This window comes from Nitrosomonas supralitoralis (assembly GCF_003011925.2).
In the GTDB taxonomy this organism is placed as follows: domain Bacteria; phylum Pseudomonadota; class Gammaproteobacteria; order Burkholderiales; family Nitrosomonadaceae; genus Nitrosomonas; species Nitrosomonas supralitoralis.
In genome coordinates this window covers 1-11,407 of the sequence record NZ_PXXU01000072.1, presented here as the reverse complement: position 1 = coordinate 11,407, position 11,407 = coordinate 1, and the positions used below count along the sequence as shown (strand labels likewise).

The window sequence follows — 11,407 nt, the reverse complement described above, 5'->3', positions numbered from 1 at the left end:
AGAGAATGAGGAATACGATAGTTCATATCGATGGAGCAGGCTCAACGATTCTTGACGGGCATATTCTATGGTGTGCAATCTATTTAATCTTGGTCGTCTTTAGCCATTACCGAAAATTGAGAGAAGGAGCCTTACGTCCTGGGAAGGGGTGTAAATAATTTTGTGTAAATGGTCATTTAGCATGAAACTGCTAATATACTTTTGGAGTAAAAATGATCTCATCCAAATCTCTGCCGACCGACTTAATTGATAGCCTGCTGGCTGATTACAAAAAACCAGAAGATTTAATCGGTGAGAATGGTCTTCTCAAGCAACTCGCCAAAGCGTTGGTTGAACGTGCCCTACAAGCAAAAATAGCCGGGCATCTTGGTCACGATAAGCACGAAACTGTAACCAATCCCACTGGCAATGCCAGAAATGGTAAAAGTCGTAAGACCCTAAAAGGTGAATTCGGTGAATTGCCCATCGAGATCACCCGTGACTGTGAAGGCAGTTTCGTGCCACAAATCATTAAGCATCAAACACGCTAGTTGGTCCTTGATGACAAGTTCATCACGCTGTAAGGCCCTAGGCATGACGATGCGTGAAATCCAGCAACGCCTTGACGTAATATTTTGCACGGCAGTATCGCCCACGTTTATTTCCGCGATCAGTGCTTAAAGCTGTAACATTTACAACCAGCCGATCCGCTTAAATCGTATATAAAGGAAAAGACAAGCTGACATAATAATCACCAGCGCCAATGGATAGCCATACTCCCACTCTAATTCTGGCATAAGGTTGAAGTTCATTCCCCAAATTCCTGCTAAGGCTGTGGCAATAGCGAAAATTCCCGCCCATGCAGCCAGACGCTTACTTACCTCATTGTTTTCAATAGATCCCATGGATAAATTAACTTGAATGGCGGTGCCAATAGTGTCACGAATGGTGTCGATGGATGCATTAATCCGGACTAAATGGTCATATACATCCCGGAAATAGTCCCGAATATTTGAACATACAGTAGGTCCGCGACTACCCGATAATTTACCAGCTACTTCCATAAGTGGAGCAACGGCGTGCCTTAGAACCATGATCTTACGTTTAAGACCATAAAGCTGCTCAATATTGGAGCGAGCAGCACCTTTAGTGAAAATTTGCTCTTCAATTTCTTCCAATTCAGATTCCAATCGGTCAATTATTGGAAAATAACGATCTACCACTGCATCCATCAAGGCATAGAGAACAAAACCGGCTCCTTGTTTCAACAAATGTTTTTCTCGTTCACAGCGGTCTCGTACCTCGAGAAAATCCTTTTGACTACGATTTCTGACCGTTAACACGAAGTTAAATCCGACAAAAACGTTCAATTCTCCCAGATTGTTTTCTTCCTTATTAGACTCAAGTAGATGCATAACAACGAAAAGTGACTCTCCATATTCTTCTAGTTTGGGTCTCTGATGACCGTGGCTCGCATCTTCAACTGCTAATTCATGGAGTTTAAACTCTTCTTTCATTTGCTCGAGTTCCAAAGGAGTAGCATCTCGCAAAGCTACCCAAACAAAACATCCAGGTCGTTCAAGGTAGTCGCTGATTTCCTCTATCGTAATATCGGCCAAACGTGTTCCGTTTTCGTAAGCAACGCAATTAACGAGCAAGTTGAAATTCCAGGTTCTAGATAAAATACTAGTCTACACACTTCGTACCAGATCAACTAGTATTGACATTAGATGTGCAGGTAGCAGTACTGAGCCCACCGCAGGCGACGGGCCCCTGGATTATTTATTGAACAATTAAGAAATCTGCTGCTGATAAAGGTGCAACTCCCGCTATATAAGCAAAATGAACCGCAGCACCGAAGCCATTGCCATGGGCATCATAGGATAAGGCGCCGCTCGTGGTATCGTAAATTAAAAAATCGTTAGCGTCTGTAGCGCTAGCACTAGGGCCTATTTTGCGATTACCCGCAGCAATGCCTCCGGGTGCTCCAAAACTCGTAAATATATTATTATCTAATCGGATGGTATCAACAGGCGCGAAAAAGCCGTTAATGGTATCCACGTTGGTTGCGCTATTTGGTACTTTTTACTCCGCCATTGACAAAGATAATTTTCAAACTTTGATTCACTTTCTTTCAACATGCCTTTCTGATTAACAGGTAACGCACTTGCCGGATGAACTACAAGCTCTTTGCCAAAGCAGCTTACATCATAAATGACGGGCGAAAGAAAATCATAAATATGGCCGTTGGAGCCCTTCAAGCCACTCACGATGTTGCATAGCCATACTATTGGTATGGAATTACAAAAGGGACGACTCCAAATGGCGCTGCCAGAATACCTGTCAGTAGAACGCCACATTTATACCTGCTATCTCCCGTGTAGACACTTACCCATCAAGATACACGCTTTTATTAATTTTCTCTCCGAATACGTTGGAGACATACCTTACTGGGATCAATCGTTAAAAAAGATTTAACTTCAGTCAAACTCCAGTTTTAGGCTTAATGATTAAAAACGGAATGGAGGGAGAGCGCGAAAAGTGTTGGATCTACAACTTTTAATCTAGTTATAACCAGTTAAACTACGTGCATGTGAGTTGGTGGAACTAAAGGTTCGAGACGTTTCCCAAGGTAGTCAAATTTTAAGCCGAACTATGTTTGAACAAAAAAACTCACCCGCCGTACAATTTTAGATCACCAAACTGCCTAGAGATGCCATATCAGATTGGATCGTCCGCTCTTGGATAAAACGGATTGGGCTTGAGTCTGCGCTTACGGTACGGATTCGATGCGACGAACCAAAGCTTCACTGATTTATAAACTAACCAGGATTCTATCAGCTTCCATTGAACAACTACCTTGGAAAGGGTCATTCTGCGACAGCTAAGAGTCCAAACGGGATGGTGAATTATTTATTTTAAAACAGTGACAACATTCCGCATAACCGGCTGGTAGTTCCGCTACGCCTCATATTACCCGCCGAGTTGATGCTTTTTGTTAGCATCTGCCGCTAAGGACTAAATGCATAACGCAACCCGTTGCCAGCAATTTTGTTATTATTTGATAAGATGAGTTGGTAAAAGCGAATAACAGTATTACATGCCCTCGAATATTCTTCTCTATTTTGCAACCCTTTAGTCTCCAAATAACCTGCATCATCACCAAGCTCAATAACAACCCGCGCCACTAATTCTTCCGCGTCAGCAGTGTATATTTTCGTATTATCAGAAGTCTTATAGCTATCTACAATCACTAGACTCATCGCATCCATCATTGGCGTCATTTGTTCCTTGGATAAATATTTTGTTATCTCCAATGGACCGTATTGCCCTGGAAATAAATTTTTCATGCATATAATGGGTTCTTTTTCTTCAAGAATTTTCAAAATATTGATGGTTTCACGCACAAACGATATTAGCGCTTTGTCACTCGTTCTTGGCAGTGCCTTACTAGCAATCAATTGTATATAGCCACTCACAACTTGTTGTATCTCAAGAATGCTGGCGCCTTTTCTCATCTTTGCTTCCATTTCTTTAATGATCTGTTGGTATATTTGCGGCTCATGTTTTTTTAAAATCAGGAATGCGGGAATATTACTTAGCACTTCTTCTAGCTCGCTAGCATTAAATGAACCATATTGAATTGGTTTAAAAGTGGAAGGTTCCACGACTTCGTGAATCACGCCGGCGTTTATCATTTCATCAACTGTCGGATACCATAAATCATCTTGTTTAGTTGCAAATATTCTGTCAATGAAATGCTGGCTAATGCCACGTCTTTCATAAATATGTAAATCCTTCTTTTGCTCAGAGGGTATATTGATATATGGATCGAAACTGTTTGCACCTGAATTGTACTGATGGAAGGCGAGGTTCGCTCCTTCTGCTAGGTAGCGTTTATTGCCAGATATGAAAGCGGAGCCACATGCGGAATAACAGCCTTTCAACGAATACGTATCTAAACCATTAATGAGTATGATCTTGGAAAGCTCTCTGCCTTCATAGATTCGCCCCCCGACACTATCAAGAATAATTCCTTTAATATTGGGATTATTATCTACCAGTCGACCAACTTCTTTGGAAATGCCAAAACCTAGCCCACCTGTCAAATGAACTAACGAACCATCATCAATCACCTCAACTCGATATTCTCCGTATTCATCCTTTCCGAAACCGATTTGATATGTGTCTTTATAAATCGACCATGAGATACTCAAATTACCAAGTGTTGCTAGAACACTCAATACTGCCAAGCCTTTAACGGAACCAGGCAAAATTCCATTTTTCGTTTCTTCTGCATGTCTATTCGCCGCGCGCCATAACCCAATTATTTGCCAGGGGAAAACGATTGCAAGCGTTACAAAAACATAAGTAATTACTACTTGTGACGCTAAAACAGGGTTTTCAATTGGAGAAGATTCGGTTAACCAAACTTCAAATATGCGCATACCTATATTGATCAGAAATACGTTAATCCAAAAGGATATTGCTAGTGAAAGCTCGCCACGCCAATGCTTTAGAATATAAGCCAATTTTTACTTCCTTTTGTTAATTGCAGTTGTTGGTGGATTGAGATCGCACTATCATTGAGAGTTAACAATGGTTTCAATAATCTTTATCATAGATTTGAGTCGCTTTTTTACTGAAGCATTCCGAAGAAACATTGGGGCGAGCGCAAAATAAGTAAATAATTATTTCCAAAAACAAATTACTGCTTCTCGTTTGATATTTTATTGAAAATAGTAATTGATAAGCTTAATGAACACTTTAATTTGCGAGGAGAACTCTCCTCGCAATTTTTATTTATGTAACTTGCAAATGAATTTATTAAATGAATATATTTTTCTTTCATTGCTAAAATGCATCCGCGAATTAAAAATATCCTAAAGTGAATTAAATAATTGCTTTACCCCTTGCGGAATATTAGATAGTTGTGGATAAAACAGCGTCCATATCATTCCTCCAATAAGTACGCTAGTCAGAATTAATAAGAAAAATAAAAATAAAGTTATAGGGCTAGATTTCTTCTGGGAATCATTAATTTCATCGAATGACATATAAAATCCTGAACAATGCAATTTTTCATTGTGTCATCATTAAGATCTGTTCTCGGTGCGTCTTCTAACAATTTAAATCTCTCCATTGAGAAACTACATTGAACTAAGTTTCATTTGAAAATTAATCTTTTAGCAAAGATATCTTTAGAGAGATTGAATTAGCTGTTCTTCTTGACTTGACGCCTTATTGACTGCCGGTGAGACTGGCCATGAGTGTATTTCTCATACTCATAGGATTAACAAAAAACTCCTAAATTTAGTCTGACATACAATAATGATTGGCCCGCATTAGGTCATTACATTCGGTAGTGATGATTGCAAAACTACAGAATCGATGTCGTTAATGGTGGTTGTTTACCGAATTCCTGCAGAGCACATAAGGCTCCTCATTATTGTTGAAATATAATATGGTTGCTTATGCTTGTCATCTGTTGACGGCTTCCATGCATAAAAACCAGTAAAATGTTGGAGAATTGAGCTACTAAAAATCTGAACTATGGTCTAGCGGTATTTCGCTCAAGATTTCCAATTTATAGCTCTTGCGGTTGTCATCATCCACCAACCCCTCTTTCACAGCAATGTCCCACGCGTCGTCCATAAAATCTTGGTCTACTGGGTCATCAATAAGCTCTACAAATATTGGATATTCTGCAATTATTTGACCGGATAATTTGTCGATTATTTGAATATTTTTCATTATGCTTAAACTCACAGAGATACAAGACTTATAGCTTGCACTAATGGTTCGGAAAAAAAGAGAATTAAAAAACCGCCTCGTGGACGGTTATTGGGGCATACTAATTGAGACTATTACATTGTAAACCACCACATACCTAAGGCTATAAATGAAAAAGCCAGTAATACAGCGAATATCATGGTGAGAGTAATATTTTTTTTAGAAGGGCGTGAGTTTTCAACATTTTTTGTTTCTGTATTTTCTACATTGTTTTTTTCAGTAAACATAACGGAATTAATTTTGTGGAAAATAAGTGTATTTTATTGAGTTAAATGAATGCTTCAGTGCGATTGCTAACAATGAGTATGTGCAACGAACTCCCAACTAGCGTGGTGATAATTCAAGTTTTGTTTTTGGGGAATGTCTCGTTCCGGTTCCCTTGCATGAGGAATTGTTTCGGGTTGCATTGGTTGGAGCGGAATTTCTGGGATCGGATCATCTGGGGGATGCCACTTTCCTAGCGTGTTTCAACTACTTATCCTTCGTGCAGAACGTTTTTTATTTTTCGTTCTTTTCTGCCTTCTTTATTATATTGACAATCAGGTTGCATCTTAGACTTCCTTTGATTTCAGGGTGTCATTGTTGTCTGATCCTGGTGATGACTGAAGCCCTAATAATGTTTTGTCGTTCTCTAAGTCAATACTTGAATCCAGGATCTTTAGAATCTGCTCTGAAAACGCACCATTATTATGAATATAATCTAGTATTAATGCGCCCACAAGCATGCATTTCTATGTAAGTGTTTGATTATAAATTTCTTATTTTGTACAAAGTTAATCTGTTGTTTCATTTTTATTCTTTGTCATGATAGTCAATTGATGGGGGTTATTGAGTTATGGATAGGTCGATATTTTTCTACATCGTTAAAAAGATATAAAGAATAATAACGGCAGAAATTGACGTAATGAATGAAGCAATGATATATCGCCGTTTGTCTTGATGCCTGGATTGTGTTGTGAACCTGGCTGAATCCGGAACTTAATTCATGCTTCCATTGTTCAAGAATCACTCTGGATTGCTCTTCCATTACTCTTGCAACCTCGGCCTTACTTGAGACAATGGAAGAATTCAGTATTCTATCGGAATGATTCTTTGCCTCAACAGACCATTGGTCAGAGAACAGTTCCATTTGACTCCTGAAACTATCCAATAAATCTTGCTGTGCAGACTTATTCTCTTTAATCAGGTGGTCATTCATGGTGTGTAGCATCATGATTGGATCGTCTTTGGACAATACAACCCCATGCGCTGCAGCGATTTGCTGAATGACTTCATCCATCTGTTTACCTGACGGACTCATGTTAATACGGGTGATGCCAGTTCAAGCTGATCAAAAAGATCACCGCGTATGATGCTAATGCGTTGGCGCGACATAATTGTTGATTCTGGTTGTTTTATGGCATCATCGAAGGTCAGCTTGGCTTGTAATGCATCCGCCAAGTCACGACCGAAAGTCTCTGGCTTATACTTAGGAATATTGATAATGGCAGACACGCGATTTTTATTATCCGAGTAGAATTTCATAGCTTCAAACCCTTTGCCATCCAGTTCAATCTTTCCCCAGAATGGGTTAATCCAGACCACAAATGGAACATCATCAGGGAATTGCTTGATCATTTTCTGGAACCCGTTCAAAGTATCATTCAGTGCTTGTCCGCCTGTAATTACAGTATGAAGGACTAGTTCAAGGCCACTTTTTTCAAGTAGGGCAGGTATGCGGTTGCTAATTAAATAATGTGACAAAGGCACAAATGTACTGGCTCCATTATCGATAATCACATCAGACTTGCTCTTGGATATTAAATCAATCAAGTGATCAAATTTGTGGGGATCGATTTCATCATCCACCATCAGATCCAAGCGTTTCACATTTAATGCTTTGAATCCATGAAAAGTAGAATTAACGGGATCTGTATCGATACAGAGTGGCGTTTTATTCTTGGAGTAATAATATTGTGCCATTACCGATGCAATAAAAGATTTCCCGACCCCGCCTTTTCCTTGCAATACCATGTTTACTTTATTACCCATTACAGACTCCTTAACAACTTAGACCGATTAGAAATTTAAAATTTTTTGTAGCACTATGTTTTGCATTAATAACAATATTTTCCATTAGTTCTCTTCATCTTCCCCACCCACAAATTCTTTTGGATCAAAATCTGTGCTCCATTCAAATCCTTTAGGATTGCCATAATCTTTATTAGGATCATGAGAGAAATCTGTAACCTTTATGCGATCTTCTGAAGGTTCTGACTCTAATATTTCTGCTGCTGCTGCTGCTGCTGCTGCTGGATCAGGTTCAGGTTCAGCTTTAGGAGTAGACGTAAGTAATGGTGCAGGTAAATTGTTTGATTGTTTTTTACTATTAGCTTCTTCTAATTTTTTCTGTGGACTATTCTTATACTTATTAATGTAGTTAAGAAAGGTTTGATAACCAAATGTTATTTTCTCTTCCTTAACCAATACTTTCCAAATATATCTGATCGACCATCCATCATTCATTGCTTCTTCAATTTCCTCTCGTAGAATAATGAAAGATGCGAGGTTTAACTTTGAATTCTTTTGGTTCTCCTTCACTGCATTATCAGCTATTCGTTGAGATAATCTTTTTTCCATAATAAATTGACTCAATATGCTAGTGCATTGGTTAATTATGGAAATTATTCTGGTTCTTTTGTGGAAAGGTCATGATTCAATTTATTCGTATTGTTTGTTTTATATTTATTAACAAGCTCTAAGAATGTTTGATAGCTGAATGTTATTTTTTCTTTCTTAACCAATACTTCCCAAATAAATTCTATTGACCATCCATCATCAATACATTTGTATATTTCATTGCGTAAAGGAATAAATTCAGCAAGGTTACATCTTGCATTATTCCTGCTCTCATTTGCTTCCTCTAAAGGAAACCTTTCAAGTAAGTCATTTTCCATAAAATTCTTAATTGATAATAATATCTAGTCATCCTAGTCAATAGATATCTATTTAATACACGCAATAAAACAAATAATAACTAAAGATAATACATATTAGCATATTACTTTATATCTTATATCCATCAAATAAATAGTTAACACTATATTATTTCCTCATAAATAGATAGAACAACTATTAATTAAACTGTTGTATTAAGTTGTAACTAGTATACAATCATACCTATACATAGGTAACACAGGGCAGGATATGTGATGTTAGCTAACAAATAAATCTGTCATCCAACATCACAAAACTCTTATTCGCACGATGTGCTCAACGATAATCCTGCTCTGCGAGGCAAGGGCAGAAAAGAGCAGAAAAGAGCAGCAGCAAGGGCCGCGCAAAAGCAAAAGCAGAGACAAAACCCAATGACAGAAACCAAAACAAAATCAGAACCCAAATCGAAAACAAAAAGAAAATACAAACTCCACCTAAGGGTGCCGGTTGATGCGGAGGAGGGTGAAGTCATCAAAGACCAAGCCGAGAAATGTGGCCTGAGCGCTGCCGAGTATTTAAGAAAGTTAGGTTTGGGCTATGAGCCCACCAGCATCGTCGATAATCAAAAGGTTAATGAACTGGCAAAGATCAACGGTGATTTAGGCAGGCTAGGGGGGTTATTAAAGTTGTGGTTAAGTGATGATCGGCGATCTGCGCACTTTGACAAGAACACGATTAATGGCCTGTTAAAAGATATCGAAGAAACACGCACGCAGATGACAGAAGTTATGATGAAAGTCATCCACTCAAAAAAGTGATCACTTTGCGACAATTCCTAAACACATGATCGCCAAACACATTCCGATTAATTCACTGCGTAAAAGCAGCTTTGCCGGACTGGTGAATTACATTGTTGATCCACAAAACAAGACTGAGCGCATCGGTATGGTGAGAGCGGTTAATTGTTACTCGGATCGTCCGGACTGCGTGATTGCGGAAGTATTGAATACCCAGCAGATGAACATGCGTGCAAGTTCTGACAAAACCTATCATTTGGTTGTGAGTTTCCGGGATGATGAACTATCTGACACTTTATTACAGAAAATAGAGGATCAACTCTGTGAAGGTCTCGGGTTTGGTGAACACCAACGGCTCAGTGTGGTGCATCATGACACCGATCATCTGCATATCCATATTGCGATCAATAAAATCCACCCGGAAAGACTTACCATTCATAACCCGCATTATGACTACTCAATCATTGCTGAACTGTGTGAAAAACTCGAACAAGAATATGGATTGACGCCCGATAATCACGAAACCAAGAAACGCGGTGCGCAGGGCCGCTCCTCCAATATTGAATTCAAGGCCGGCGTGGAAAGCCTGATCGGCTGGATAAAGCAGGAATGCCTGGAACAGATGCAATCTGCGACAAACTGGAGTGAATTGCACCAGGTATTAACCGATCATGGGCTGGAATTGCGCGAGCGGGGCAATGGGTTTGTATTTGTCTCAGGTAATGAGATTGGGGTTAAAGCCAGCTCCGTTGACCGAAGCTTATCGAAAGCCACTCTGGTCAAGAAGCTCGGAGATTATGTCGGGCTTGATGGCGTCACAAGAACAAGCAGAACAAACAAACCCTCGTCAAAGCATTATGAACCCAAGCCGCTGCGAAACAAGCATGATACCGCCCGCCTTTATGCGCAATACAAAAAAGAACAAAATGAAGCGGCAATTTCCGGTGCGCCGCAATGGAAGCTATTGCGGGATAAAAAGCATCAAGCGATAGAATCAGCCCAAGACAAAGCCAAGTTAAAACGTTTACTGATCAAAAACGTTACGGCCGGCAGATTATCAAAGAAAATAATGTATGCGTCGGTTAATCAGGAATTAAAGCTGCGCATAGACGCGATTAAAAAAGACTATGCTGCTGCCTATCAAGACTCCAAGGCTAAAAACAGAAGAATGGACTGGCTGAGCTGGCTGGTGAAGGAATCCCGGCGAGGAAACCAGGAAGCTTTGGAGATATTGCGCGCCAGAAAAGAGGGTAGGGTGCCGGAAAATCAGGTTTCCGCTGTACAGATGCCTGAAGATTCAGACAAACATCATAATGTCATTGAGACAATTACCCGGACGGGCACGATTATTTGTACGATCGGATCGACAGCGATTCGGGATGGGGGCAATGGCCTGGTGATTATGGCCGGTGCAGCCAAGGATAAAATAGCGGGCATATTGCAGGCGGCCATGAAGCAATACGGTAACAAGCTGACTATCAATGGTTCGGAATCTTTTCGTAAAAAAGTGGTTCAGGTTGCAATGGATGCCAAGCTGGATGTAACGTTTGATGAACAGGATCATTTGGTTAATCCTTCGGTCAATCATTCGATGAGCGCGCGTGTTCCTTTAAAAACTACCCGATCAACGCATCAAGGGAAAGGCAAAGGAAAAGGGTGGTCACAATGAACACTTCAAACCAGAATGCAGGCGGCCCTATGGCAAGAAAGGCAATGCAGGGGAAAAACCGGCTGGTTCAGATGATGGCGGTTTTCTTCATGCTCGGTGGGGTACAGGCTGCAACGCAGTTTTTTGCCTACCGATTCCAGTATCAACCACAGCTGGGTGCGCATTTTAATCATATTTATGCGCCGTGGTCGATTATTGAATGGGCGGATCAATGGTATTTCAAGTATCCGGACATCTTTGATCAGTCGATGAG

General features: G+C 39.9%; 10 protein-coding genes and 2 pseudogenes. 4 read left to right on the top strand and 8 right to left on the bottom strand.

Annotated features, from left to right (window positions below; genetic code table 11):
* Positions 1 to 212 precede the first annotated feature (212 nt).
* A pseudogene (locus C7H79_RS15395) lies at positions 213 to 654 on the top strand (transposase); the annotation flags it as partial.
* Positions 655 to 671: 17 nt separating this feature from the next.
* On the opposite strand, the gene corA reads toward C7H79_RS15395, so the two are convergent.
* The 8 genes from corA to C7H79_RS15350 all read right to left on the bottom strand — a co-directional run bounded on the left by corA (position 672) and on the right by C7H79_RS15350 (position 8,708).
* Positions 672 to 1,598, bottom strand: coding sequence for a magnesium/cobalt transporter CorA (gene corA / locus C7H79_RS15390; protein WP_242447331.1), 927 nt, complete (start codon positions 1,596 to 1,598; stop codon positions 672 to 674).
* A gap of 163 nt (positions 1,599 to 1,761) precedes the next feature.
* Positions 1,762 to 2,040 carry a hypothetical protein gene (locus C7H79_RS15385; RefSeq protein ID WP_106708160.1) on the bottom strand — a complete coding sequence of 93 codons (279 nt, stop codon included), beginning with the start codon at positions 2,038 to 2,040 and terminating at the stop codon, positions 1,762 to 1,764.
* Between the two features lie 950 nt (positions 2,041 to 2,990).
* Complete coding sequence (locus C7H79_RS15375; protein ID WP_106708159.1) at positions 2,991 to 4,511, bottom strand: COG3904 family protein; 1,521 nt, start codon at positions 4,509 to 4,511, stop codon at positions 2,991 to 2,993.
* 1,006 nt (positions 4,512 to 5,517) lie between these two features.
* Positions 5,518 to 5,733, bottom strand: coding sequence for a hypothetical protein (locus C7H79_RS15370; RefSeq protein WP_106708158.1), 216 nt, complete (start codon positions 5,731 to 5,733; stop codon positions 5,518 to 5,520).
* A gap of 850 nt (positions 5,734 to 6,583) precedes the next feature.
* Entirely contained in the window at positions 6,584 to 7,051 is a 468-nt protein-coding gene (traM, locus tag C7H79_RS15365; RefSeq protein ID WP_172592473.1) for a conjugal transfer transcriptional regulator TraM, read from the bottom strand.
* A gap of 17 nt (positions 7,052 to 7,068) precedes the next feature.
* The gene (locus C7H79_RS15360) at positions 7,069 to 7,803 is read right to left on the bottom strand and encodes a nucleotide-binding protein (RefSeq protein ID WP_106708156.1); all 735 of its coding nucleotides are present in this window, start codon (positions 7,801 to 7,803) and stop codon (positions 7,069 to 7,071) included.
* Between the two features lie 84 nt (positions 7,804 to 7,887).
* Complete coding sequence (locus C7H79_RS15355) at positions 7,888 to 8,391, bottom strand: TraK family protein (RefSeq protein WP_106708155.1); 504 nt, start codon at positions 8,389 to 8,391, stop codon at positions 7,888 to 7,890.
* Between the two features lie 44 nt (positions 8,392 to 8,435).
* The gene (locus C7H79_RS15350; RefSeq protein ID WP_106708154.1) at positions 8,436 to 8,708 is read right to left on the bottom strand and encodes a TraK family protein; all 273 of its coding nucleotides are present in this window, start codon (positions 8,706 to 8,708) and stop codon (positions 8,436 to 8,438) included.
* A gap of 312 nt (positions 8,709 to 9,020) precedes the next feature.
* Here C7H79_RS15350 and traJ point away from each other — a divergent pair, with 312 nt between their 5' ends.
* From traJ to C7H79_RS15335, 3 genes and pseudogenes are all read left to right on the top strand, one after another.
* Positions 9,021 to 9,506, top strand: a complete 486-nt coding sequence (traJ, locus tag C7H79_RS15345; protein ID WP_242447330.1) for a conjugal transfer transcriptional regulator TraJ — start codon at positions 9,021 to 9,023, stop codon at positions 9,504 to 9,506.
* A gap of 25 nt (positions 9,507 to 9,531) precedes the next feature.
* Positions 9,532 to 11,154 carry a TraI/MobA(P) family conjugative relaxase gene (gene traI, locus C7H79_RS15340; protein WP_106708153.1) on the top strand — a complete coding sequence of 541 codons (1,623 nt, stop codon included), beginning with the start codon at positions 9,532 to 9,534 and terminating at the stop codon, positions 11,152 to 11,154.
* Positions 11,151 to 11,407, top strand: a pseudogene (locus tag C7H79_RS15335) (type IV secretory system conjugative DNA transfer family protein); the annotation flags it as partial. The gene traI and the pseudogene C7H79_RS15335, both read left to right, overlap by 4 nt.

Coding starts and splice junctions, on each gene's coding strand:
- C7H79_RS15370 (WP_106708158.1), bottom strand. CDS start 5,733: ATGAAAAATATTCAAATAATCGACAAATTATCCGGTCAAATAATTGCA.
- traM (WP_172592473.1), bottom strand. CDS start 7,051: ATGGATGAAGTCATTCAGCAAATCGCTGCAGCGCATGGGGTTGTATTG.
- C7H79_RS15360 (WP_106708156.1), bottom strand. CDS start 7,803: ATGGGTAATAAAGTAAACATGGTATTGCAAGGAAAAGGCGGGGTCGGG.
- C7H79_RS15355 (WP_106708155.1), bottom strand. CDS start 8,391: ATGGAAAAAAGATTATCTCAACGAATAGCTGATAATGCAGTGAAGGAG.
- C7H79_RS15350 (WP_106708154.1), bottom strand. CDS start 8,708: ATGGAAAATGACTTACTTGAAAGGTTTCCTTTAGAGGAAGCAAATGAG.
- traI (WP_106708153.1), top strand. CDS start 9,532: ATGATCGCCAAACACATTCCGATTAATTCACTGCGTAAAAGCAGCTTT.